The sequence below is a fragment of the Pseudonocardia sp. N23 genome, assembly GCF_002583555.1.
Classification (GTDB): domain Bacteria; phylum Actinomycetota; class Actinomycetes; order Mycobacteriales; family Pseudonocardiaceae; genus Pseudonocardia.
Map to the genome: position 1 here is coordinate 121,860 of NZ_BEGX01000002.1, position 23,830 is coordinate 145,689.

Here is a 23,830-nt window from a genome sequence, read left to right on the forward strand (position 1 = left end):
CTGATCGGGCATCCCAGAGTCCTTGATCACCGTCAGGGCAATGGCACCGACCAGCACAGCCGGCTCCCACCAGCCGCTGCCACCCCGAGCTCGAACCGACCGCCGCGGCGCTCGGCGCGCCGCCGCAGGTTGGCCAGTCCGCTTCGCCGGCCCCCGCCACCCGGACCCCGGCCGTCGTCGGCCACGACGACCTCGACGAGGCAGGCCGCGGGGTCGACGACGACGTCGACCTCGACGTGGGACGCGTGGGCATGCTTGGCGACGTTGCTCAGCGCCTCGCGCAGCACCGCCGTCATGTCGTCCACCAGGTCATCATCGGAGGCCACCGTGTCGGCGGGACCGGTGAACCGCAGCGCCGGACCGAAACCCAGCGACGCGGCCGCCTCCTGGACCACGTGCAGGATCGAGGCACGGACACCATCGCCGCCGTCGTCGGCATGCTGCAGCGCGAAGATCGTCGTCCGGATCTGCGAGATCGTGTCGTCGAGATCCCCCACGACACCCCGCAGACGCTCGGCCTCGGCGGTGTCCCCCAGGCGCGCCGCGATGCTCTGCAACGACAGACCGGTGCCGAACAGCCGCTGGATCACGTGATCGTGGAGGTCGGCGGCGATGCGCTCGCGCTCGTCGAGCATCCGGAGCCGCTCCCGCTCTGACCGGGCCTCGGTCAGTTCGAGGGCGACGGCGGCCTGGTTCGCGAAGCCGGCGACCAGGCCGAGGTCCGTGTCACTGAACCCGGGCCGTCCGCGGAGCCGGATGACCGTCAGGACCCCGTCGGTCCGCGACGGACCCACCAGTGGGACCACGAGCATCGGGCCGATGTCGAGCAGGTCGCCTCCCGCCGCCGGGGTGAGGTCAGGGCGTTCGTCCGGGCCGGAGAGCCGCATCGCCGTGGCGGACGTGAAGACCTCGCCGCTGACCGACCCCAGCGTCGGGAAGCGCCGGTCGTGCAGGTCGGGCAGGACGGGCTCGAGGCCGCGCCGGACATCCGCGATGTCGACCCGGAGCATCTCGCCCGCCGGGCCCTCCGGGCGGGCGAGGACCGCGAGGTCCGCGCCGGCGAGCTCACGGCTGCGTTCCACGATGAGCCGCAGCGGCGGCTCTCCCGGTGACCCGAGCATCTGCTGGGTGACAGCCGTCGTCGCGGCCATCCATTCCCCGCGCACCGTCGTCGAGTTGAACAGGCGCGCGTTGTCGATGGCGACCGCGGCGGTCGCGGCGAGGGCGCGCGCGAGCTCCTCGTCCTCGTCGCTGAACTCCCCGCGCGCGCTCTCGGTCAGGTACAGGTTGCCGAAGACCTGTCCCCGGATACGGATCGGAACGCCGAGAAAACTCGTCATCGCCGGATGGCCGTCCGGGAAGCCCGAGGAACGGGGGTCCGCCGACAGCTGCCGCAGCCGGATGGGCCGCCCCTCGTCGATCACGGCGCCGAGCAGGCCACGCCCCTCGGGAAGGTCACCGATCCGGTCGACGACCTGTTCGTCCATCCCGATGTGGACGAACTCGGCCAGTCCTCCCCCGACGTCGGCCAGCACGCCGAGAGCGGCGTACCGGGCGTCGAGCAGGTCACGTGCCGCCTCGGCTATCCGCCGCAGGACCGCCGGCAACGCCAGGTCGGCGATGATCGCCTGATTCGCCTTGAGCAAGCCCCGCAACCGGCCCTGGGCGGCCATGACCTCACCTGCGCGGTCGACCAGCTGTCCGAGGAGCTGATCGAGCTCGAGGCGTGGCAGATCGGGGAAGGTCAGCATCGGATCGGCTGCGGGCGGAGGAGAGCCGTCGTCCGCATCCACGGGCTGCTCGGTGGACATGTCGACTCCGATCGTCATGCCTCGACGCTCATGCCCACGTCGGCCGGACAGTTCCGCCGCAGAGCGGGTGGACTCCTTCGAGGTGGCGAACCTACCGAGATAGGTGGGATCGGGGCCAGGCCGGCCACCGGATCCGCGGGGCGTCCACCCGACACGACCGGCGCCGGCACGGCTACCGGCGGGCACTTGGTCCCGACAACGGCGGTGACTTCGACTGTGCCCGAGGGGCCGTTGCACCGCAGTGCGATCACCGCTCCACGGCTGATCCTCGACAGGTCCGACACACAACCGAGGAGGGTCACGATGACCATCACCCAGGGCCACACCAGCCCGGCAGGCGCCCACGGTCAGCAGCCGCCGACTCCGCCCCCGGCTGCCGAGGCACCTCCCCGCGCTGCCGCGATCACGCTGGCGGCGTTGCGGATCGGTGTCGGCTTCGTCTTCCTGTGGGCGTTCCTGGACAAGACGTTCGGGCTCGGCTACGCGACGGGAACCGCGAAGGCGTGGGTCCAGGGTGGCTCACCGACGAAGGGTTTCCTGGGTTCGGTGGACGTCGGCCCGCTGCAGTCGATGTTCCACACCTGGGCCGGCACCTGGTGGGCCGACTGGCTGTTCATGCTCGCCATGCTGGGCATCGGACTCGCGGTCGTCATCGGCATCGCGCTCCGGCCCGCAGCCGTGGCCGGCACGATCGTGCTCGCCCTGATGTGGTTCGCCGAGTTCCCGCTCGCACAGCACGCGGCAGACGGCACGGCGAGCGGTTCGACGAACCCGTTCGTCGACTACCACGTCGTCTACATCCTGGCCCTGATCACGCTGGCAGCGACGCAGGCCGGCCGCTTCTGGGGTCTCGGGGGCTGGTGGTCCGGCCTTCCCTTCGTGCGCGACCACCGCTGGGCGGTGTGACCCGCACGATCCATCATCCGCCGGGTCACCCACCACCCGGCGCCGGCGGAGAGGCAGTACAGCGTGCAGGCACTCGTGGTCCACGAGTCGTACCGACGGAGCGCCGAGCCCGAGATCGTCCTCTGCGTGGACGACTCCGCGACGGCACCGTACGCCGCCGCCTGGGCCGCCGCCGAGGCCGCGGCCCGCGGTGGCCGGCTGACGATCATGCACGCCACCGGGTACGCCGTCGACGCACCGGACACACGTCGGGCCACCGACATCCTGGACACCGCAAGAGAAGTGGCTCGCCGGGAGCACCCGCGGCTCGGCATCGCGACACGCATCGTCGACGGAGACCTCGTCCACGGCCTGCTCGACGCCGCCGAGGATGCGCAGCTCGTCGTCCTCGGTCTCGGTTCGGGGGCGACCGCCGGTGCGGTCCGCGAGCCGCCCGCCGTCGACCTGCTGGGGCGGGCGTCCTGCCCCGTCCTGCTGGTGCGTCGTCTCGACGTGCTCTCCGGCTCGTCGGTCGTAGCGTGTGTCGACGGATCGCCCGTCGACACCGCCGTGCTGTCCTCGGCGTTCGCCGCGGCCGCGGCGCACCGGCTCCCCCTCCGTGTGATCGACGTCGACCCGCCCCGGAGCTATGAGCCGGCCGAGCTCGTGGCGGCCGAGCTGCAGTGCTGGTCCGGCCCGTATCCCGAGGTCCGGGCTACTTTCGAGGCGGTGCAAGGCCGTCCGGCGACCGTCGTCGCCCAGCGATCGGCCGGAGCCCGGCTACTCGTCGTCGGCATTCCTCGACGGCGGAGCCGCGGAGCGGCGGTCGGCTCGACGGACCGATTGCCCGCTCTCGAAAGCCGGTGCCCGGTCCTCGTCGCGATCGGCAGCGATTCCGGGCCGCCGCGTCGGGTGAACGGCTACGACACCCCGTGGGGAGCGGCACCCCGGGGGCGCTGACCTCCGTCCGGGCCCCGGGTCGCGTTCCTCCCACACGCCCTCGTCCGCCGTCGGTCTCAGAGCGCCGTCGGTCTCAGAACATGGGCAGTGGCCGGTCCGAGGCGTCGGTGAATCGTTGGGTCAGCCTGTCCTCGACCGCCACGACGCCCTCCAAGCGGGACACGAGGGCCACGGCGAGCTTCGCGTCCGACTGCTGGGGTACCTCTCCGGCCAGGGACACGACCCCGTCGTGCACATCTATCCTCAGCCCGGACGGGTCGACCAGCAGGATCCGCCGGAACACCTGGTCGGTGACCTCGGTCCGCAGGTCGTCGTCGTCGCGGAAGAAGACCCCGAGCACGTCCGACCTGCCGAGCACGCCGACCAGCCGGGAGACGCCGTCCTCGTCGGGATCGACGACCGCCAGCCATCCGACACCTCGCAGGCGCATGAGCCGGGACGCCTCGGCGACGGACACATCCGGGCGCACGCAGATCGCCGGGCTGCTCATCAGCTCCGCTGCGGTCGTGGGGCGGGCCCCGGCGTGCCGGCGCCAGGAAGGACCGTGCGGCCGCGACCGGATAGAGGGGTCCCCCAGCTCGGCGGTGCGCGCGAGGTCGGCTTCGGACACGACGCCGACCGGGCGTCCGTCGTCGAGCACAGGGACCGCACGTACCCGATGACCGACGAGCAGATGGGCCACCTCGTCGAAGGTCGCGTCCGGGGTGACGGACACGACCGCGGTGGACATCACGTCGCGGACCAGTGTGCGTCGAAGGGTGTGGGCACTCATGACGGCTCTCCTCCGGGGACGGGGACTCGGATCACGGATGCTCGTGCGGCGCCGCTGCCGGCACCACGAGAACCGAGCAGTGTGCGTGGTGGACCAGCGCCCGGCTGACGGAGCCGAGCAGGAAGTCCCGCACGGCACCGCGCCCCCCGTTCCCGACGACGACCGTCCGGGCACTCTCGGAGAGGGTGGTGAGGGCACCGGCCGCTCCGTCACGGACGAACACCCGCCGGAGTGCGACCTCCGGGTACTCCTTCTCCCACGGCGCGGTCCAGCCCGCGACCATGTCGTCGCTCTGCGACTCGATGAGCGACCAGTCGAGCAGGGGCAGTGCGAGCGGATCGAGCTTCGCCGCGCTCCAGGCGTGGACGACGACGAGCTCGCAACCCTGAGCGGCTGCCTCGGTGAAGGCCAGCCGAAGGACCTCCTCGCGGCCCCGGGAGTCGTCGACACCGACGACGACCGGCCCGTCCGCCGACGCCGTGACGTCGCGGACCACCATGACGGGGCAGTAGGAGTGGGCGGCCAGCGCCAGGGCGACCGACCCGAGGAGCATCTCGCCGAAACCACCGGTTCCGCGGCCTCCGACGACCAGGAGCGCGGCACCTGCCGACTCCCGCTCGAGCGCCGCGGCAGCGGCACCGCCGATCACCTCGCAGCTCACCTCCAGCTGTGGCTGCAGGACCGCCACTCGCGCCTGCGCCGCTGACAGATGGCCGCGGGCCTGCTCGAGGAGGACGTCGCGCAGGTGGTCCTCCCCCAGCGCGGGGAGCCCGATCGCGCGGTAGGTGGCCCACTCGACCGCGGCGACCAGCCGCAGGCCCGTCGCGTGTGCCGCGGCTTCCACCGCGGCCCGCTCCACCGCGGCGAGTGCCGCGTACGAGCCGTCCACTCCCGCGACGACGGGACGATGCCATTCGATACTCATGACTCCTCCTCACGGACGACCGCGACAGGACAGGAGGCGTGCCGGAGCAGTGCCTGGCTGACCGAGCCGAGCAGCGCCCCGCGCAGTGCACCGCGTCCACGGCTTCCGACCACGACGAGGTGGGCGCCGATCGACATCTCGACCAGAGTCGCGGCAGCGTTGTCGCGGACCACCCGCCGACCCACTTCGACGTCGGGGTACTTCTCGGCCCAACCCGCCAGCCTTTCGCCGAGCACCTCCTCGGCCTCGGCGGCGAGCGCAGTCCAGTCGATCGCGGGAGCGACCAGCGGGTCGATCATCGCGTCGCTCCAGACGTGGACGGCCACCAGTGGCAGCCGTCGGGCCGACGCCTCAGAGAAAGCGAACGCCAGCGCGGCCTCTCCCTTCTCGCTGCCGTCGACGCCGACGACGACGGGCAGCGGGCCGCTCGACCCGACGATGCCGCGCACGACGACGACCGGGCACCGTGCCGAGGCGGCGACGGAGATCGTCACCGACCCGGCCAGCAGACCCGCGAATCCGCCGAGACCCCGGCACCCCAGGACCACCAGCTCGGCCTGTTCCGACTCCGCCAGCAGCACAGGAGCCGGAGCGCCGGGCCTCACCTCGGTCTGCACGGCGACCCCGGGTGCGGTGCGTCGCACCTCGGCTGCGGCCTCGGCCAGCGTGTCCTCGGCCGCCTCCACGAGCGCGACGCGCAGGGACTGCTGACCGAGCGCGGTGACACCGACCGGAGAGGCGACCGCCCACTGCGTGGCTGCGACCAGACACACCGACGCGCCGCGGCGCGCCGCCTCGGCGCCGGCCCAGCGCGCGGCATCCAGTGCCTCGCTCGATCCGTCGACCCCGACGACGATCACGCGACCCCGTCGAGCACTCATCGGACCTCCTCCGTCCGCCCCACCATCGCCACGGCGTCCGTACCGGGCCGTGGGACCGAGCAGGCCCCACCATCGTCGTCGGAGGTCTCCCGGACCGGCCCCGGTCCGGACCCCGTCGTGACCGTGCACCGCGTCGTCCCGATCACCGATTCCGCAATCCGGATCGCCATGCTCCGGTCCGGCACGTCGGCCGCCCGGTCGGACGCGAGCACGACCTCCCCGTCCTCCACCCGCACCGTCCACCGGTCGCCGAACCGCAGGGCGAGCCGGCGCCGGACGTCGGCGGCGATGTCGGCATCGGGCCGGGCGAGCGTGTGGACCAGGTCGCGCCAGGTCACGACACCGACGACGACGCCGTCCTCGACGACCGGGATCGAGCGCAAGCCTCCCTCGCGCATCACGACGAGCAGGTCGCCCGCGCCGTCGCGCGGCGAGGCCGTCACGACGTCCCGCCGCACGACGTCGCCGACGAGTCGGGGGACCGCGCGGGGGGGACGGTCCGGCACGGGCAGCCGCGGATCGGGCGGCAGCCGGTCGGCGAGGACGTCCGCCTCGCCGACGACACCGACGAGCCTTCCCCCGTCGTCGACGACGGGCAGCGCGGTGAAGCCGCGCTCGTCGAGCAACCGTGCCGCCACCTTCACCGAGGCGTCACACCCGACCACGACAGCCGGTGCCGACATCACCTCACGGACACGCATGGCCACTCCTTCTCCGGACACGGCCCCGGATGTTGCGGGCCCTCGCCACGACGCTAGGTCGGCGGGCCGGTCGAGGATGCCGACGAAGGGCCCGAGAGTGGGGGTCTCCCGTCAGGCTGTTCAGGGGACGGCTCGCCCGATGGGCCCCGGCGGAAGCGCTCGACCCGGTCCGGTCCGTACCGCCGATCGGCTCTCGACGAGGTCCGGGCGGCCCGGGTCATCTGTCGCCGTCCTCCGGCGTGATCACGGCGACCTCGCGGCGCCGCGCGAACCACCGGAACGCCTCGTCGACCCCCCACACGATCACCGGCATCACCAGCAGGAGCGGGTAGACCCAGACCGGCAGCGCCGCCGTCCCGAACACTGCCTGGAGCGGAGGCGCATAGACGAGTGCTGCGGAGAAGGCCAGCTCGAACGCGATGCCTCCCAGCAGCATCCGGTTTCCGAACAGTCCGACACGACGTAGCGACGTCCGGTTGGTGCGGGCGGCGAACGCCGTTCCGACCTGGCAGGCGACGATTGCTGCGAAGGTCGCCGTCGTCGCCTGCCGGTACGCGTGGTGCAGTGGGGCACCGGGACCGGTGTCCGCGCCCGGCGTCCAGCCCGCGCGTACCAACACGAGCAGGAAGAGGCCGACGCCGAGGACTGCCGAGACCGTCCCCATCAGCGCCCAGGCCCGCAACAGCATCCGCCGGTCGATCACGCCGTGGCCGGGTCGGCGGGGCGCCCGCTCCATGAGTCCGGGCTCCGCGCGCTCCCGACCCAGTGCCAGCGCGGGCAGCGTCTCGGTGCCGAGGTCGACGGCGAGGATCTGCAGCACGGTCAGCGGCAGCGGGATCACGCCGGCGGACAGCGCGAACAACAGGAACGGGACGACTTCCGGTACCGCGTGGGCGAAGATGTAGAGCACGAACTTGCGGACGTTGTCGTAGACCCGGCGGCCCTCCTCCACACCGACGACCACGGTGGCGAAGTTGTCGTCGGTGAGGATCATGGTCGCTGCCTCGCGGGCGACGTCCGTACCGCCCCTGCCCATCGCCACACCGATGTCGGCGTGGTGCAGAGCCGGCGCGTCGTTCACCCCGTCACCAGTCATCGCGACGGTCTCACCGTTCGCCCGCAGGGCGTCGGCGATGCGTAGCTTGCTCTCGGGGGCCGTCCTGGCGAAGACGATCTCCCCCGGACCGGCGAGCAGCGTCCTCAGCCGCTCGTCGGAAAGGGTGTCGAGATCGCTCGCGTCGACGACACGGTCGACCCCCAGCCCAACCCGACGGGCGATCTCCGCGGCTGTCCGTCCGTTGTCGCCGGTGACGACGTGAACCCGGATTCCCGCCGAGTGACACGCCGCGACCGCCGCCGGCACCTCGGGCCGCGGTGGGTCGAGCAACCCGATCAGTCCCAGCAGCCGCATCCCCGGCCCCTCCGCCTCGTCGCGACCCGGCATCGACGATCCCGGCCGGTCACGGGCCGCGACCGCGAGCACTCTCAGACCACGGCCGGTCATCTCCTCGATCGCTGCGGCGATCCCGTCGTCCGCGTACGGGTCCGTCTCGCACCGGGGGACGACGAACTCGGGAGCACCCTTCAGATGCACGCGCAGGCGGTCCCCGGAGACGGAGTCAACGGTCGACATGGCGCGCCGGCGGGGATCGAACGCGAACAGGGCCCGCCGCCGCCGGTCACGCGACTCGGCGCGGACGTCGGCTCCGGCGGCGGCGGCCATCTCCAGCAGTGCGAGCTCGGTCGGGTCACCGGTCCGCGCCGCGAGATCGGCGGTCGAGCACGCGACCACGGCCTCGACGAGGTCCGGTCCCGGCCGGTCGAGCACCGTGCCCGCGGGGCCGCGCACCTCCGCGACGGTCATCTCACCGACCGTGAGTGTGCCCGTCTTGTCGGTGCAGATGACGGTCGTGGAGCCCAGCGTCTCGACTGCCGACAACCGCTTGACGAGTGCGCCGCGTCGAGCCAGCGCCCGCACACCACCGGCGAGTGCCAGCGTGATGGTCGGGAGGAGTCCCTCGGGCACGTTCGCGACCAGCAACCCGACGGCGAAGACCCCGGCCTCCGTCCAGGTCAACCCGGCCAGCACGCCGAGCGGCAGGAAGGCGACACCGACCCCGAGTGCGACGGCCGCGATCAGGTACGCGACCCGGCGGACCTGTCGTTCCAGCGGGCTCTGCTCGCCACCGCGCCGCTGGGTCAGCGCCGCGATCCGGCCGATCTCGGTGTCGCGGCCCGTGGCGTGCACGACCGCCTCCGCCGAACCTCCCACACACGCGGTGCCACTCCACACCAGCACCGGCGAGTCGAGCGCCCGGTCGGCGTGATCGACGGCGAGCGCGTCCCGGTCGACCGGGGTCGACTCTCCCGTGAGCGCAGCCGCGTCGATCTCGAGCGCACCGGACAGCAGTCGGCAGTCGGCGGGCACCCGGTCGCCCTCACCGAGCAGGACGACGTCACCAGGCACGATCTCGGCCACCGGAAGCGACGCCACGGTGCCGTCCCGTCTCACCCTCGCATGCGGGGGCAGGTAACGGCCGAGTGCCTCCACCGCACGACCTGCCTGCCGCTCCTGGACGAGCGCGAAGACGGCGTTGAGGACGACGACCGCGAGGATCGCCCACGCGAGCTCGGTCGTGCCCGAGATCCATGCCAGCACTGCGGCGGCCACGAGCAACAGCGCGAGTGGATGGGTGAACTGCCGGACGACCGCCGGCAGCAGGCCCCGGCCGACAGGCTGTGGCAACACGTTGGGGCCGTGCCGTTCGACCCGTCGCGCGGCATCGGCGGCCGACAGCCCGTGCCCGTCGGCCCGTAGGTCGCGCAACAGCCGGGCCGCCGGCTCCCGAGGATCGGGGGCCGCATCGACCGGACCGGTCGCCGGAGTCCGGGTGTGCAGTACCGCCATGACAGCTCCCTCCCGAGGAGTTCCCGGGCAAAAACGACGATCCCCGTCCCGCAGGCGCGGTCAGGGCCGGTCGGCCCACGACGGGCGTGGATCGCACCCCCGATGGGCTCCTCCGTCCCACGAACGGCGCCGGCAGCACGTGGACGGCTCGCTCGGATGAATCCACGACCAGGTCACGCACCTCCGGGACCTCGCCATCTCTCGCCGGCCCCCGGATCGATGCACGGTCGTGGTCGGGCCGGGCCCTTTCGACCCTCGTCGGTCCGGGCCCTTCGACCCTGCCCGCACCGGCCGTGGACCGCGAACCATGAGGGGACACCGCAGCGTGACCACACCGCGCGGTGCCTCCCGTCGCTGGGGAGCGGACGGGAGCAACCGGCCGGGGTGGACGTCATCGGGGTACGTCCACCCCGGCCCGATGCCGTCCCACACCTCTGTCGACCCGGCCGTGTGCTCAGGTGCGCCCGGACCCGCCGCGCAGCGCGGCACGCAGACGCTCGTACTCGTCGAGATCGATCTCCCCCGCCGCGAGGCGCTCGTCGAGAATGCGAAGGGCACGGTCGGTCTCCGGACCGTTCGCCCAGGTACCGGCGCGTCGCGCCACGACCAGCACCGCGGCCGCCGCACCGCCGCCGGCGGCCAGCAGGAGCAGCACCAGCTCCACGATCCAGACCGTCGGTGCGACGTCCCAGCCGCCCCACATCATCGCGCCACCTCCGAGGTCCCAGGGCGCGAACCGCTCGCGGCGCCGACGATGACCGCGACGCCGATCACCAGCATCCCCAACGCCGTCCAGACGGCCGCCGCCGACGCCAGGCCCAGCACCGGGACCCGTGCCGCGAGCTGCACCCCGGCCGAGACGGGCCCGGTGCCGTCGGCGTTCATCACCACGGCCGTCCAGTCACCCGGCACGGGTGTCCACGACGCCGCGGTCGTCCCTGGTCCGGATGCTCGCGCGGCCCAGAACGTCTGCCCGCCCGGCGGCGCGACCGCCGGTCTCCCTGCGATCTCGTCCACCCGCGCGGCGGCCCCGCGTCCGTCGACCGCGCCGGTCCGCCACACGCCCTGCGCCGCCCCGCCGAGGTAGCGGGACACCTCCGCCGTCGGACCGATCCCGACGAACACGGTGCCACCCCGGTTCGACGAGGCTCGCAACGCGATCTCGCCGAACACTCGGGCTGCGGCGTCGGGCTGCGCGGCGTCGATCCGCAACGGGTCGGTCCGCAGCGCCACACCGTTCGTCGTCGCCGAGCCGACGCCTGTGGCGAGGAAGCCGCCGGCGTCCCTCGCGACGCGGTCGGCGACGAGGCCCGCCACGCCGGCCCCGGCCACCAGCACGGCGAGCGCACTGACCACCGAGCCGACGACGAGCAGCAGCGACCGCCCGGTCGACGGCGGGGCCGGCGTGGTGGGGGGCGGGCGGCTCGCGCCGGGCGGTCCGTCGTCGTGGGCCTCGGCGACGTCCACCGGTGGTGCGACGACCATCGTCCGGCCGTCCGGCACCCTCGCGGTCGCCGGTGCGGGTGCCCCTCCGGGCGGTCGGGAGGGCACCGACGCGACTCGGGTCGCCCCGTCGCCGGTGACCGGGACGGGTTCGTCGCCACCCTGGTCGAGCCGGAAGGGTGGGTAACAGTCGGTCATCAACGCCGCATACGCCGCGACCCGCAGCACCCACCGGTTCAGACCCATGACCGCGTCGAAGATGCCGCGGGGATACCGGCCGGTGAACAGCAGCGCCACCAGCGCGATCACCACGAGCACCCCGATCAGCCCGAGGCCGAACACACCGGCACCGGCCCCGTCGGTCCCCGGCACGGCGGTCCGGCCGGCGCCGACCAGGAGTACGACGACCATGTAGTGCGGGATCGCCAGCAGCCACCACTTCACCAGCGCCTTCGGTCTCGAGAGCCGGTCCGGCCACTCGACCTCGAGCCGGGCCGGATAGTCCGGGACATCGGCCAGTGTGAACGGTGGGTACCGATCGGTCCCGCCGACCGCGTACCCGTAGAAACCCACACGCCAGGCCCACCGCAACACTCCGACGTTGAACCCGAAGAGCGCACGTGGGTAGCGACCCGACACGACGATCGCCACCAGCGCGACGACCGAGAGGACCACGAACGCGACCCACAGCACACCCAGCACCACCAGGTGCGGGATCAGCAGGATCCATTTGACGAGCCACGTCCACCGCGAGAGCCCCGGATCGAGGCGACCGCTCACGCGGACCGCTCGGTGAGTGTTCGACATGTTCCCGACGATCCAGCGCAGCACGGGGCTGCGGCAGGGGCTCCCTGCTCCCAGCACCGGGCCGGAAGGCCCGGGAACCCGAGCGGGACCGAGGTCCCCTCCCTCCAGGTCCCTCGACATCTACCCGCCGCCGTCCGCCGACGAGAACGTCGTGCCATGTCAACGACCTATGCCTGGCTGCTCGGCGGGGCCGCCGCCGTCGTCCTCGTGGGAATGCTCAGCCTGCGGCTCGTGCAGCAGTACGAACGTGGCGTCGTCTTCCGCTTCGGCCGGGTGCTGGACAAGGTCCGCGAACCGGGCCTGCGGGTGCTCGTCCCGATCGCGGACCGGATGGCCAAGGTCAGCACCCGGGTCGTCGTGCTCGCAGTGCCCGCTCAGGGTGCGATAACCCGCGACAACGTGACCGTCAAGGTCGATGCCGCGGTCTACTTCAGGGTCGTGGACCCGGCGAAGGCGATCGTGAACGTCGAGGACTACAAGCACGCGGTGTCGCAGGTGGCCCAGACCTCCCTCCGGACCGTGATCGGGCGCGCCGACCTCGACACGCTCCTCTCCGACCGCGAACGGATCAGCACCGAGCTCAAGACCGTCATCGACGCGCCGACCGAGCAGCCGTGGGGAGTGCGCATCGAGCTCGTGGAGCTCAAGGACATCTCGCTGCCCGAGCAGATGACCCGATCGATGTCGCGCCAGGCCGAGGCCGAGCGCGAACGCCGGGCCCGGGTGATCGCCGCCGACGGCGAGCGCCAGGCCTCCGAGCAGCTGGCGGCCGCGGCCGGCCGGATGTCCGCGACCCCCGGCGCGCTGCAGCTGCGGCTGCTGCAGACGGTCGCGGACGTCGCGGCGGAGAAGAACAGCACCCTCGTGATGCCGTTCCCGGTGGAGCTGCTGCGGTTCTTCGAGGACCGCAGCGGCTTCTCGCAGAGGGAGGCACCGCACCCCGCCGATCGGACGGTGCCGCCGATCCCACTTCCGCGCGAGCCCGACCACCTCTGGCTGCGCTCGCCCGGCGCGGCGGATGCTCCCGATCCCCTCGGCCGCGCGGACGATGCGCTGGGTTCGGTGCGAACAGCTGCTCATGACGACGCCGGAACGGACCCGACGGTGTGACCGTGTCCATCACGGCCGGCACGGCCGTTCGACGCGCACGCGTCGGGGTAGCCGGACCCCGGCGAGAAGTACCAGCGCTGGGACTGCGGCGATGCCGTTGATCGACCACCACGGACCGACTCGAGCCGGCACCAGGAGGACGCGACCGTGAGCTGCCGCCCGATCCTTCTCGTCGCCGACGACATGGTCTCGGCCCGGTGGGCCGCGGCCGAGGCGGAGCGGATGCACACACGCGTGCAGGTGGTGGGGACCGGGGACGACGTCGGCCGGGCTCGCACGACGCGACGGCTGCGCGCGTTGTTCCCTGACGCCTCGGTGTCGACCTGCCGTGTGGCAGACCCTCTCGGCGTCGACCTGGAACGGATCAGCACCTCGGCCGAGCTGCTGGTCGTGGCGGCACCGCCGGACCCCGAGGTCCTCCTGGCCGCGGCCTGCCCGGTCGCGGCGGTGCCCCTCACGGTCCCGCCGGCCGGCCGTGTGATCGTCGGCGTCGCGCCCCGGACGGCGACGGCGGTCCTCGACATCGCGGTTCGCGAGGCCGTCTCTCGCGACGCCGAACTGGTGGCGGTGCGGGCGTGGAGCAGTGCCGAGTCCGATCTCGGCCGCATCCTGCCGGACACCCTGGAGAGGTGGGACCGCGACCTCGCACGGGTCCGTCACGATCTGGAGCGGTCCGTGGCGCCGTGGCGTACCGGTGAGCCCGGCCGGCGCATCAGGTTGCTGACCGTGCGCGACGACCCTGCGCCGCTGCTGGTCGCACTCGCGGTCGACGCGGAGCTCCTCGTCCTCGGCCGCTCCTCGAATGGCGCGGCTGCCGGCACCGTCGCAGGCGCCTCCCCCAGCGACCTGGTCGCCGCGGCCCGGTGCCCGGTGCTGGTCGTGCCGGAGCCGGTGCCCGGTGACGGTCCCGGACTTGCGGGCCACCCGGCCGGTGCCGGACGTCGTTCGGCCCGATCGAACCGGACCGGCCCGTCGCCATCATGAACGCGATCGATCGTCGCCGGGCACGGTCGGGTCGTCGGGCGAAGACTGGACCGACCGTTCCGGGAGGGAATTCTCGTGGCAGAGCACAGGGACCGCATCGTGGTGGGCGTCGACGGCTCGGAACCCTCCAAGCACGCACTGCGCTGGGCACTCTTCCTGGCCAGGACGTGCGGCGCCGAGATCGAGGCGGTGACCGCGTGGACCTTTCCGACCCTCGCGGGCGCGACGCCGAACTGGCCTGACGGCTGGGACCCGGCCGCGGACGCGGCGACGGTCCTGCACGACACGGTCGTCGAGACGCTCGGGGAGCGACCGGGCGCCCCGGTCCGGGAGACGGTCGTGGAGGGCGGGGCGGCGCACGCGCTCCTCGACATCGGCGCCGGCTCACGCGTCCTGGTGGTCGGCAGCCGCGGGCACGGCGGGTTCACCGGCCTGCTCCTGGGGTCGGTCAGCGCGGCCTGCACGGAGCACGCCACGGGGGCGGTGCTCGTCGTCCACGGGGACACTCCGCCGCCGCCGTGACGGCCACCCGGCCCGGCCCACCTGGACACCCGGACCTGGCACAGGGGCCGATCGGCCCGGAGCTGCGACGGCCGGAGCGCGGGACGCTGGGACGATGACCGGCACGACGAACGAGGGCCCCGCGCGGGCCCGGCCCGATTCCCGGCCCCCGGCGGCGGGGCTCCTCCAGGAGGCCGTTCGGCAGGCGCTGGCCGCACCGTCGGTGCACAACACCCAGCCGTGGCGATGGCGGATCGGGGACGACCACGTCGACCTGCACGCTGATCGGGACCGATTCCTGCCCGGGACCGATCCCGAGGGCCGTGACCTGCTCATCAGCTGCGGAGCGGCGCTCCACCATCTACGTGTCGCCCTCGCGGGTGCGGGCGTCGCGACCCACGTCGTCCGGCTGCCGGACCCGGAGGACCGCGACCACCTCGCCACCGTGCGTGTCGTGAGCGGCGAGCCGGGCCCGATGGACGTCGCACTCCACAACCAGCTCGTCAGGAGACACAGCGACCGCCGTGCCTACGCCGACGGCCCCGTGGACGCCGGAACGCTCGACGCGCTCGTCGGAGCGGCCGCGGCCGAGGGAGGGGTCCTCTGGCCCGTCCTCGACCCCGGACGTCGCGAGCGCCTGCTCGCCCTGCTCGGGGACGCGGCGACCCGGCAGCAGGACGCGCCCGGCTACCTCGCCGAGCTGATGACCTGGACGCACCGCTACCACAACGCACACGACGGCGTTCCCATCGACGCGGTCCCGAGGGTGTCGGGGACGGCGGTCGCACTCCCCCGTCGCTTCCCGGCCGGCACCCTCGGCCCCGAGGACGGGTGCTCGATCGGTGCGGGCACCCTGCTCGCCCTGTGTACCCGTGACGACGACACGGCTGCGCGGCTGCGGGCGGGTGAGGCGACCAGCGCCGTGCTGCTGACCGCGACCCACGCGGGCCTCGCCTCTGCCCCGCTGAGTCAAGCCGTCGAGGTCGCGACCACGCGCGACCGTCTGCGGTGGGAGGTGCTGGGCGTCCCGGAGCACCCCCAGCTGATCCTCCGAGTCGGCGAGCGGCCACCCGGGTTCCCTCCCCTCCTCCCGACGCCGCGCCGGCCGCTGCGGTTCGTGATGCAGAGCTGAACTCCTGGCCCAGGCCGCCGTCAGGACCGGGCGACGAGCACCGGGCACTCGGCGAGGTGCAGCAGGGCGTGCCCGACCGAGCCGAGCAGCAACCCCGACACACGTCCTCGCCCGCGGGATCCCACCACGACGAGCTGTGCCTTCGCCGACAGGTCGAGCAGGACCTCGGCGGCCTTGTCGCGCCGCACCAGCGTCCGGACCTCGACGTCGGGGTACTCCTCGCGCCGGCCGGCGAGCCGCTGGGACAGCAGTTGACGCTCGTCGGCGTTGATGGCGTCCATGTCCACGATCGGTCCCAGCTCCACCAGCATCCGGTCCGACCAGGCATGAACGGCGAGCAACGGGGCGCCACGCTCCGACGCCTCCGCGAAGGCCAGCTCGATCGCCGAGTCGCTGATCGGCGACCCGTCGACGCCGACGACGACCGGACGATCGTCCCCCGGGCCGACGACGGTTCCGCGCACCACGACGACCGGGCACTCCGCCTTGGCCGCGACGGTCGTCGACACCGATCCGAGCAACAGCCCCGGCACACCACCGAGCCCGCGGTTGCCGATCACCAGAACCGTCGCGTGCCGGGACTCGTCGAGCAGGACCGGGACCGGGAAACCCTCCCTGGCGTCGGAATCGACGTCGAGACAGGGTTGCGCGCGCACGGCCTGATCGGCAGCCATGTCGAGCGCGGCGCGCGCCGAGACGACGAGATGGCGCGCGGACACCTCCTGCAGGTCCCCGTCGTCGGTGCGACGAACCGCCGGTGGGCCCAGCGCGGCGACGAGCCGCAACGGTGCCCCGGTCAGCATCGCCTCCGTCGCACCCCACTCCACCGCCTGCGACGCGGACCTCGATCCGTCGACCCCGACGACGACGGGCCCACTGCGATGTCGGCTCATGGCTGCCTCCTGTTCCTCACGAGGTGGTCCGGTCCGGTCCGCCGCCGCGACCCGGACCGTTGATGCGGATGCGGCGCCGATCAGGGCGGGAGCGCTCCGGGCGCGGGCCCGGACGACGCGTCCGGGCGCCGTGTCCGGTTCCCGGCACCGGCCTGCGCGCGGACTGCTCGCGGCCGGGGCCGGCCGTCGGGGACGAACGTGGTGGCCGCCCGGAACACCGCGGAGTCACCAGGCCCGAGTGAGCGGAGGTCCGACCCGCACCCGACGCGGACCGCGCCGCCGGGCCCCGCGGCTGCGGACACACGCACCTCACGGCCGCTGACCCGCACCTGCAACGGCAGGCCCCGGTACTGCACGGCGAACTCGAGCGCACCGAACCGCTCGGGCCAGTGCGGGTTGAACCAGAGCGTGTCGTGGCGCGTCTCCAGTCCGGCGAAGCACCGCTGGAGCAGGTCGACGGAGCCGGCCATGGCGGCGAGGTGGACGCCCTCCGCGGTCGTCCCACCCTGTATGTCGGCCAGGTCGCTGCGCAGCGCCCGTTCGAAGTGGTCGAGGGCGTCCTCGCGGTTCGCCCGGGCCAGCACCCACCCGTGGACCAGCGCGCTGAGCGTGGACCCGTGCACCGTGCGGGCGAGGTAGTGGTCGATGGTGAGGGGGATGACGGCGGCCGGCAGTGCGTAGCCGAGCCCGCCCAGGAGCTCCCGCAGCTCGTCGGCGGACATCAGGTAGAACAACATCAACACGTCGGCCTGCTTGGAGACCTGGACGTCGTCGACGGACCGACCTTCCGCCTCGAGGATCCGGTCCAGCCGCTGCAGGTCGTCGTAGCGGAGTCGGTACTGCGGCCAGTCCAGCTCCGCGAGACGGTGCTGGTCGTGGAACTGCTCGATGATCCCGGAAGGCAGGAACGGGACGTACATCCGCCTGCTCAGTGTCGACCAGTGCAGGAGCTCCGCCGGGGTGAGCCCCAGCCGTTCGACGAGCTCGACACGTCTGATGCTCGGGAGGGTGTCCAGCACCTCCTGTGCCCGGCGGAAGAGCCACACGGCCATGACGTTGGTGTAGGCGTTGTCGTCTACGCCCGGCTCGTCGGCGCCGGGATATCGCGTCGAGTACTCGTCGGGTCCCACCACGCCGCGGATGCGGAACCGGTCCAGCAGGGGGTCGTAGCTGGTGAGGCTCGCGAAGAACCGGGCGATCTCCAGCATCGTCTCGGCGCCGTGCTCGGCCAGGAACTCCAGGTCCGCGGTCGACTGGTAGTACGTCCAGATGTCGTAGGCCACCGCGAGCCCGACGTGTCGTTGCAGGTGGCTGGGGTCGGGCAGCCACCTGCCCGACAGCGGGTTCAGGTGCACCGTCTGCGCCTCCTCACGACCGTCGCTGCCCGACTGCCACGGGAACATCGCGCCGCGGAGGCCGGCGGCTCGGGCGGATCGCCGCGCGGTCTCGAGCCTGCGGGTGCGGTAGTGCAGGAGCGCCCGGGCCAGTACCGGCATCCGCAGCGTCAGGACCGGGAGCACGAAGAGTTCGTCCCAGAAGACGTGCCCGCGGTAGGCCTCACCGTGCAGACCGCGCGCAGGGATGCCGGCGTCGAGATCGAGGTCGTGCGGCGACACCGTCTGCAGCACGTGGAACAGGCCCAGGCGCAGGGTGCGCAGGGTGTCGTCGATCGTGACGCTGCCGGGCATCGCCGGCTCCACCTCGAAGCGTCGCCACAGCTGGGCCCAGGCCATCTCGTGCGACGCGAGCAGCTCGTCGAAGCCGCCCGCGTCGCCGATGAGGTCCACGGCCGCCGCCGCCGGGTGCGAGATCGCGACGTCGCGCGACGTCACGACCGTGACGATCTTCTCGATCGTCACCGACTCCCCGTCGACGAGGTCGACCCGGACCTCGTGCCCGACCCTCCCGTCCGCCTCGACGAGCACCCGGCCGGCCGGCCGGTCGGCCCGCGTCCGCGCCGCGATGGCGACGAGGATGCCCGACTGTGTCGTGCGGGCGGTGAGCAGCACGGTCTCGCGGTCGACCTCACGACACCCGTCGACCTGCAGATGCCGATCGGCCATCTGCCGGTACCGGGCGACACCGGCGTTCGTCACCGTTCCGTCGATCTCCGAGCGGATCCGCAGGCGTCCGGACCAGTTGTCGGCGGAGACGACGGTCTGCAACCCCGCCACGTGGTGGTGGCCCATGTGGACGAACCGCCGCTGCCGCAGCGTGATCCGTCGGCCGTCGGGATCGACGAAGCGGACCAGCCGGCTCAGCAGCCCCCGGCGCAGGTCGAGGGTGACCCGGTGCTCGGTCGGCCGCACCGAGGAACCGAGCGGGTCGAGCCACTCACCCGACCGGTCGTCGTCGTCGACCGCGATACGTGTGCACAACCAGTTCGGGAGGTTCACCATGCTCTCGGTGGTGACGGCCCGGCCCCCGAGCTCGTCGTCCAGCCGGTTGAAGACTCCGGCCGAGTAGGTGCCGGGATAGTGCACGCCGTCGGCCGAGCACTCGGGAGACGCCCCACGGGTCGCGAGATAGCCGTTGCCCAGGGTGCAGAGCGCCTCGCGCCGGCCCTCGTCACCGGGATCGAACCCCTCGAAGACGACCGTCCAGGCATCGACGGGACGTGGCGGTGGCACGGGCGCGTTCCCGTCGCGTGACGGGGTGGACATCTGGGCGGCCTCCCTGACTACATGCCCGGCTCCGGTGATCGGCCCGGGTCGTTCCCAGCCTCGCCGGGAGATGCCCGGCGGCCCAGGGGCCGTCGGAGGCGCCGAGCCGGGACGAAGGTCCCCACCTCACCGACCCGCGGCCGGACAGACCGCGGGCCGGCGCCACGGCGGCGCCCAGGGTCGGGCCGGACGTCCTCCGCAGCGATGTCGGAAGACCCACGCGATCCGGCGAGCAGGCCGCCACCCTCGGGGGATCGGCACACGACCGAGGAGGAACCGTGCATGCAGACGTGGGAGACCGGATCGTCGTCGAGAACAGCGTCCTCGACGCTGCGCCGCGGCGGGGCACCGTCGTCGCGGTTCTCGGGAAGGACGACGGGCTCGAGCACTACCAGGTGCGTTGGCAGGACGGCCACGAGTCGCTGTTCTTCCCGGGGCCCGACGCCCATCTGGACGACGGCTGAGGAGACGCCATGAACCAGCAGGCCACCGGTGTGGCTCACCCTCGTGCGGCCGTTGCGGTGACCGACGACGAGCCGATCACCGATCCCGCCAAGCTCTTGAGGTTGGGCGGCATGGTCAAGCAGCTGCTCGAAGAGCTCCACGCGCAACCGCTCGACGCGGCGGGGCGTTCCAGGCTGGTCGACGCGCACGCAGCCACGCTCGCCGAGATCGAGGCGACGGTGCCCGCGGCGTTGCGCGCCGAGCTCGACGAGATCGCACCGCACCTGCGCGTCGGCGCGGCCATCTCGGACGCCGAGCTCCGCATCGCCCAGGCCCAGCTCGTCGGCTGGCTCGAAGGCGTGTTCCAGGGTGTCCAGTTCGCGATGGCCGTGGGCGGAGCAGGCGCGCAGCCGGAGTCCGCGGGCGCACCGGACCGCCCGTCGCCGCGGAGTCGCTGACGTCGACCTCGACGACGTCCGGCGCGCCGCCGTCTCCCGTGGCACCGGACCGGACGACCCACCCGGATCGACCTGTCGCCCCCGTGGGGGACCGAGTCCTCCACCGACCTTCGAGGAGCATTCCGATGCCGACCGACACCCACCCGCCTCACGCCGGCGGCATCGACTCGGTCGCGCAGGCCGAGCGGACGGCGTTCAGCTGGATCGACACCGTCGCCGAGTCCGTCGGGACCTCGGACCGGACGTATGCGTTCCGTCTCCTGCGCGGATGGCTCCACACGGTGCGCGACCGGCTCGAGGTCGACGGCGCGGCCCACCTCGGTGCGCAGCTCCCGTTACTGCTGCGCGGCATCTGGTACGACGGCTGGCGACCCGCGGTCGTGCCGGTCAAGTTCGGCCCCGACCAGCTGGTGTCGCTCGTCGCCGACGCCGCCGGCGTCGACCCCGACGAGGCGAGACGGGCCATCCCCCTGATCACCGCGGCCCTGGACAGTCGATGGGCACCCGGCCAGACCGACCACCTCCTCGCGCAGCTACCAGCATCGCTGCGTCACCTGATGGCTCCCGACGGCACGAGGTCGGACGCACCGGCCCGGGCCCGGTCGACGGCGGACACGCGTGCGATCGATGCGCCGCCGCGCCGCACCACCGCCACCGCCTCGCCGGACCGCGTCGCGGCGCTCGAACACTCCGTCGCGACGGTCGTCGACGCGCTGGCCGCGTTGCTGCACGGGTTGGAGGTCTCCGTCGGCGCCGGAACGTACGTGCCCCGCGCCTACCGCGTGCTGACCGGATCGGCCCCGGACTCGCACCAGGTCCTCCTGCCCTCCGCCGTCGAGGCGGTGCACCACGCCCAGCGGATCCTCGCGGGGCTGCGGTACTGCTCCGCGTCCGCCGTCGCGCCGGCGTCGTCGTCATCGGACGAGCGGGATTCCGGCCCGGCGACGGAGTGACCCCGGAAGCGACGGAGTGACCCCGGAAGCGGCGTGGGCGGGGCGCCGCGCGGGCGCCCCGCCGTGTCCCGTGTTCAGCGCGTCCGCCGCCGGCCCGGTGCCCGTCGGGCGGCGTCGAGGAGCAAGCGCCGTTCCGCGGCGTCGATCGCCGCCCGCGCCGACCCCACGGCATCGGGGTTGACCGACACGGCGGTGATGCCGGCCCGCACGAGGAACTCCACGAACCCCGGGATGCGGCTGGGCGCCTGCCCGCACAGCGAGGTCGGGACCCCGAGGAGGGTGGCGCGCTCGATGATCGTCGAGATCGCGTCCAGCACGGCCGGGTCGGACTCGTCGTACAGCTCCGCGAGCCGTTCTGCGTCCCGGTCGACGCCGAGGACCAGCTGTGTCAGGTCGTTGCTGCCGATCGACACCCCGTCGATGCCGAGCCCCACGTACTCGGGCAGCCAGTGCAGGACGGACGGCACCTCCGCGGTCAGCCACCGCTGCAGACCGCGCCGGCCGCCCAAGGGGCTCGCGTCCACCAGCTCCAGTACGGCCGCCAGCTCCCATCGGGTGCGGACGAAGGGGATCATCAGGTGGACGTTCGGCAGCCGGTCCCGGACCTCTGCCAGCATGCGCAGCTCCATCCCGAACACCTCGGGCTCGTGCAGGTAGCGATAGGCACCGCGATACCCGATCATGGGGTTGCGTTCGACCGGCTCGAACCGGTCGCCACCGGTCAGGCCACGGAACTCGTTGCTGCGCAGGTCGGTGGTCCGGTAGAGGACCGGCCTCGGCGCGAACGCCGCGCCGATCCGGCCGACGGCCGCCGCCATCGCGGTCACGAACCCGTCAGCCTCCCCCGCGGCGAGCACCGCCCGGGGATGGCGCCCACCCAGCGCCGAGGTCAACACCACCTCCGCCCGGAGCAGCCCGACACCGTCGACGTCGAGTGCGGCGACGCGCTCGGCCGAATCGGGGAGGGCGAGGTTGACGTGCAGCTCCGTCCCGGTGCGTGGCGACGGCACGGACGGTGCGGCGTCGTGCCTGTGGGGTGCAGGGGCGTCGGAGACCACGAAGGCGGCTCCCCGGTGCACCTCACCGGTCGTGCCGTCGACCGCGACCAGCTCGCCCTCGGGCAGGTCGGCCGTTGCCGACCGTGTCCCCACCACGCACGGAATCCCCAGCTCCCGGGCGACGATCGCAGCGTGACATGTCACCCCGCCCTGGTCGGTGACGACCGCAGCGGCGCGCCTGAGCGTAGGGAGCCAGTCCGGGTCCGTCCTCGGCGCGACGAGGACGTCCCCGTCCAGCAGCCGGCTGCCGTCGCGCGGCTCACGCAGCAGCCGGACACGGCCGCTCGCCCGCCCCGGAGCGGCGGCAAGTCCCGAGACGAGCAGGACGCCTCGACCGGTGTCCCGTTCACCCGCGGCGTCCGGCGTCGTCGCGGCGCCCCGGTCGGGGAGGGTGGTGATCGGGCGTGTCTGGACGAGCTGGATCCGGTCCTCGACCATCGCCCACTCCACGTCCTGCGGACGGCCGTAGTGCTCCTGCACCCGCAGCGCGAGCCGCGCGACCGCCTCGGCCTCGGCATCGTCGAGCACACGACCCGAGGACCGTTCCCGGTCGAGGACGCGCGTGACGTCGTGGCCGTCGCGACCGCGGACGACCTCGTGGGTCTGGTGCCCGACCCGCAGCGACACCAGGTGCGGGTCGGGCGCGGAGAACACGTAGGTGTCGGGTTCGACGGCGCCGCTCACGACGGTCTCACCCTGCCCCAGGACGGCCTCCACGACCACCCGGTCACGTCTGCCGCTGGTCGGGTCCGCTGTGAAGGCGACCCCCGACCGCTGCGCGCTCACCATGACCTGGACGACGACGGCGACGGCCGGCTCACCGGACAGGCCGCGCTCGGCGCGGTAGGCGACAGCCCGGGGCGCCACCGCGGACTCCCAGCAGCCGATGATCCTCGCCGACAGCTCTGCGTCGCCCCTCACGTTGGTGAACGACTCGTGGACGCCGGCGAACGACGCCCGTTCACCGTCCTCCCCCACCGCGGAGGACCGCACCGCCACCGTCACCGGACCGGGACCGTCGCCGGCCAACGCCGCACGGGCGGTCGCGACCCGGCCCTCCAGGGCGGCGCCGAGACCGCCCGTCCGGATGAGCTCCGCCATCCGGGCGCACAGCGCGTCGACCTCGTCGGGCCGGCCCGCATGACGCAACGCGTCCTCGTACAACGCCGCGATGTCCGTACGGACCCCGGCCTCGTCCATCGCCGCCAGGTAGGCCGCTGCGGGAACCACGAAGCCGTCCGGGACCGCGAACCCGGCGCCGATGAGCTCGCCGAGGTTCGCGGCCTTGCCGCCCACCTGGGCGGCGTCCGCAGCGCGGACGAGGGCGAGCGGTCGCAGGCACGCGTCGTCGACGACCGGACCGGGCGCACACGGTGTCTGTCGGGCAGGTTCTGCAGCCATACCGCCACGGTCGCGGTGCCCGGGCCCGGTCGCTGCGGCTCTCCGGCCCGCGCGGACCGGACCGAACGTCCCGAACCCACCCGGGCAGGTGGCCGCACCGTGTGACGTCGTCTCACCGGCCCGGCGGCCGACCGTCGCCG

The 23,830-nt window shown here is 73.1% G+C and carries 20 protein-coding genes; 9 read left to right on the plus strand and 11 right to left on the minus strand.

The genetic code is table 11. The features are described from left to right. Positions 1-32: 32 nt before the first annotated feature. On the minus strand, positions 33-1,829 hold the full coding sequence (locus TOK_RS01410) for a GAF domain-containing protein (RefSeq protein ID WP_098955912.1): 1,797 nt from the start codon (positions 1,827-1,829) through the stop codon (positions 33-35). Positions 1,830-2,114: 285 nt separating this feature from the next. On the opposite strand from TOK_RS01410, the gene TOK_RS01415 reads away from it, so the two are divergent. Next, positions 2,115-2,717 carry a DoxX family membrane protein gene (locus TOK_RS01415; RefSeq protein ID WP_141566230.1) on the plus strand — a complete coding sequence of 201 codons (603 nt, stop codon included), beginning with the start codon at positions 2,115-2,117 and terminating at the stop codon, positions 2,715-2,717. A 126-nt stretch (positions 2,718-2,843) separates the two neighbouring features. Beyond that, complete coding sequence (locus tag TOK_RS01420; RefSeq protein WP_172457342.1) at positions 2,844-3,656, plus strand: universal stress protein; 813 nt, start codon at positions 2,844-2,846, stop codon at positions 3,654-3,656. A gap of 73 nt (positions 3,657-3,729) precedes the next feature. On the opposite strand, the gene TOK_RS01425 is transcribed toward TOK_RS01420, so the two are convergent. From TOK_RS01425 to TOK_RS01455, 7 genes are all read right to left on the minus strand, one after another. Continuing rightward, on the minus strand, positions 3,730-4,428 hold the full coding sequence (locus TOK_RS01425; protein ID WP_098955914.1) for a CBS domain-containing protein: 699 nt from the start codon (positions 4,426-4,428) through the stop codon (positions 3,730-3,732). A 31-nt stretch (positions 4,429-4,459) separates the two neighbouring features. Further along, the gene (locus TOK_RS01430; RefSeq protein WP_098955915.1) at positions 4,460-5,353 is read right to left on the minus strand and encodes a universal stress protein; all 894 of its coding nucleotides are present in this window, start codon (positions 5,351-5,353) and stop codon (positions 4,460-4,462) included. Next, the gene (locus TOK_RS01435; protein WP_098955916.1) at positions 5,350-6,234 is read right to left on the minus strand and encodes a universal stress protein; all 885 of its coding nucleotides are present in this window, start codon (positions 6,232-6,234) and stop codon (positions 5,350-5,352) included. Before TOK_RS01435 ends, TOK_RS01430 begins: the two co-directional genes overlap by 4 nt. Then, complete coding sequence (locus tag TOK_RS01440; RefSeq protein ID WP_253258119.1) at positions 6,231-6,935, minus strand: HPP family protein; 705 nt, start codon at positions 6,933-6,935, stop codon at positions 6,231-6,233. Before TOK_RS01440 ends, TOK_RS01435 begins: the two co-directional genes overlap by 4 nt. Positions 6,936-7,152: 217 nt before the next feature. Further along, positions 7,153-9,843 (minus strand): cation-transporting P-type ATPase, encoded by a 2,691-nt coding sequence (locus TOK_RS01445; RefSeq protein ID WP_098955917.1) that lies wholly within the window; start codon positions 9,841-9,843, stop codon positions 7,153-7,155. A gap of 454 nt (positions 9,844-10,297) precedes the next feature. Continuing rightward, positions 10,298-10,549, minus strand: a complete 252-nt coding sequence (locus TOK_RS01450) for an SHOCT domain-containing protein (protein ID WP_098955918.1) — start codon at positions 10,547-10,549, stop codon at positions 10,298-10,300. Then, on the minus strand, positions 10,546-12,066 hold the full coding sequence (locus TOK_RS01455; RefSeq protein ID WP_374754842.1) for a DUF4389 domain-containing protein: 1,521 nt from the start codon (positions 12,064-12,066) through the stop codon (positions 10,546-10,548). Before TOK_RS01455 ends, TOK_RS01450 begins: the two co-directional genes overlap by 4 nt. 183 nt (positions 12,067-12,249) lie before the next feature. Between TOK_RS01455 and TOK_RS01460 the strand changes: the two genes are divergently transcribed. The 4 genes from TOK_RS01460 to TOK_RS01475 all read left to right on the plus strand — a co-directional run bounded on the left by TOK_RS01460 (position 12,250) and on the right by TOK_RS01475 (position 15,820). Next, positions 12,250-13,203 carry a slipin family protein gene (locus TOK_RS01460; protein ID WP_098955919.1) on the plus strand — a complete coding sequence of 318 codons (954 nt, stop codon included), beginning with the start codon at positions 12,250-12,252 and terminating at the stop codon, positions 13,201-13,203. A 147-nt stretch (positions 13,204-13,350) separates the two neighbouring features. Beyond that, a complete protein-coding gene (locus TOK_RS01465) occupies positions 13,351-14,187 on the plus strand; it encodes a universal stress protein (RefSeq protein WP_098955920.1) in 837 nt (278 codons plus the stop codon). A gap of 75 nt (positions 14,188-14,262) precedes the next feature. Continuing rightward, a complete protein-coding gene (locus TOK_RS01470; RefSeq protein WP_098955921.1) occupies positions 14,263-14,709 on the plus strand; it encodes a universal stress protein in 447 nt (148 codons plus the stop codon). Between the two features lie 94 nt (positions 14,710-14,803). After that, complete coding sequence (locus TOK_RS01475) at positions 14,804-15,820, plus strand: NAD(P)H nitroreductase (RefSeq protein ID WP_098955922.1); 1,017 nt, start codon at positions 14,804-14,806, stop codon at positions 15,818-15,820. A 20-nt stretch (positions 15,821-15,840) separates the two neighbouring features. Here TOK_RS01475 and TOK_RS01480 read toward each other — a convergent pair whose 3' ends face one another. Both TOK_RS01480 and TOK_RS01485 read right to left on the minus strand, forming a co-directional pair. After that, complete coding sequence (locus TOK_RS01480; RefSeq protein ID WP_098955923.1) at positions 15,841-16,713, minus strand: universal stress protein; 873 nt, start codon at positions 16,711-16,713, stop codon at positions 15,841-15,843. Between the two features lie 80 nt (positions 16,714-16,793). Further along, the gene (locus tag TOK_RS01485) at positions 16,794-19,376 is read right to left on the minus strand and encodes a glycoside hydrolase family 65 protein (protein ID WP_098955924.1); all 2,583 of its coding nucleotides are present in this window, start codon (positions 19,374-19,376) and stop codon (positions 16,794-16,796) included. 278 nt (positions 19,377-19,654) lie between these two features. Here TOK_RS01485 and TOK_RS01490 point away from each other — a divergent pair, with 278 nt between their 5' ends. The 3 genes from TOK_RS01490 (at position 19,655) to TOK_RS01500 (ending at position 21,231) form a co-directional block, all read left to right on the plus strand. Continuing rightward, positions 19,655-19,840, plus strand: a complete 186-nt coding sequence (locus tag TOK_RS01490) for a DUF1918 domain-containing protein (RefSeq protein WP_098955925.1) — start codon at positions 19,655-19,657, stop codon at positions 19,838-19,840. Between the two features lie 9 nt (positions 19,841-19,849). Then, on the plus strand, positions 19,850-20,278 hold the full coding sequence (locus tag TOK_RS01495; protein ID WP_098955926.1) for a proteasome activator: 429 nt from the start codon (positions 19,850-19,852) through the stop codon (positions 20,276-20,278). 125 nt (positions 20,279-20,403) lie between these two features. Further along, positions 20,404-21,231, plus strand: a complete 828-nt coding sequence (locus TOK_RS01500; protein WP_098955927.1) for a DUF2267 domain-containing protein — start codon at positions 20,404-20,406, stop codon at positions 21,229-21,231. A 74-nt stretch (positions 21,232-21,305) separates the two neighbouring features. Here the strand turns inward: TOK_RS01500 and ppsA are convergent, their stop codons facing one another. Next, positions 21,306-23,690 carry a phosphoenolpyruvate synthase gene (gene ppsA, locus TOK_RS01505; protein WP_098955928.1) on the minus strand — a complete coding sequence of 795 codons (2,385 nt, stop codon included), beginning with the start codon at positions 23,688-23,690 and terminating at the stop codon, positions 21,306-21,308. Positions 23,691-23,830: the final 140 nt, after the last annotated feature.

Coding starts and splice junctions, on each gene's coding strand:
- TOK_RS01445 (WP_098955917.1), bottom strand. CDS start 9,843: ATGGCGGTACTGCACACCCGGACTCCGGCGACCGGTCCGGTCGATGCG.
- TOK_RS01415 (WP_141566230.1), top strand. CDS start 2,115: ATGACCATCACCCAGGGCCACACCAGCCCGGCAGGCGCCCACGGTCAG.
- TOK_RS01460 (WP_098955919.1), top strand. CDS start 12,250: ATGTCAACGACCTATGCCTGGCTGCTCGGCGGGGCCGCCGCCGTCGTC.
- TOK_RS01435 (WP_098955916.1), bottom strand. CDS start 6,234: ATGAGTGCTCGACGGGGTCGCGTGATCGTCGTCGGGGTCGACGGATCG.
- TOK_RS01480 (WP_098955923.1), bottom strand. CDS start 16,713: ATGAGCCGACATCGCAGTGGGCCCGTCGTCGTCGGGGTCGACGGATCG.
- TOK_RS01500 (WP_098955927.1), top strand. CDS start 20,404: ATGCCGACCGACACCCACCCGCCTCACGCCGGCGGCATCGACTCGGTC.
- TOK_RS01430 (WP_098955915.1), bottom strand. CDS start 5,353: ATGAGTATCGAATGGCATCGTCCCGTCGTCGCGGGAGTGGACGGCTCG.
- TOK_RS01425 (WP_098955914.1), bottom strand. CDS start 4,428: ATGAGTGCCCACACCCTTCGACGCACACTGGTCCGCGACGTGATGTCC.
- TOK_RS01475 (WP_098955922.1), top strand. CDS start 14,804: ATGACCGGCACGACGAACGAGGGCCCCGCGCGGGCCCGGCCCGATTCC.
- TOK_RS01450 (WP_098955918.1), bottom strand. CDS start 10,549: ATGATGTGGGGCGGCTGGGACGTCGCACCGACGGTCTGGATCGTGGAG.
- TOK_RS01410 (WP_098955912.1), bottom strand. CDS start 1,829: ATGACGATCGGAGTCGACATGTCCACCGAGCAGCCCGTGGATGCGGAC.
- ppsA (WP_098955928.1), bottom strand. CDS start 23,690: ATGGCTGCAGAACCTGCCCGACAGACACCGTGTGCGCCCGGTCCGGTC.
- TOK_RS01495 (WP_098955926.1), top strand. CDS start 19,850: ATGAACCAGCAGGCCACCGGTGTGGCTCACCCTCGTGCGGCCGTTGCG.
- TOK_RS01485 (WP_098955924.1), bottom strand. CDS start 19,376: ATGTCCACCCCGTCACGCGACGGGAACGCGCCCGTGCCACCGCCACGT.
- TOK_RS01440 (WP_253258119.1), bottom strand. CDS start 6,935: ATGCGTGTCCGTGAGGTGATGTCGGCACCGGCTGTCGTGGTCGGGTGT.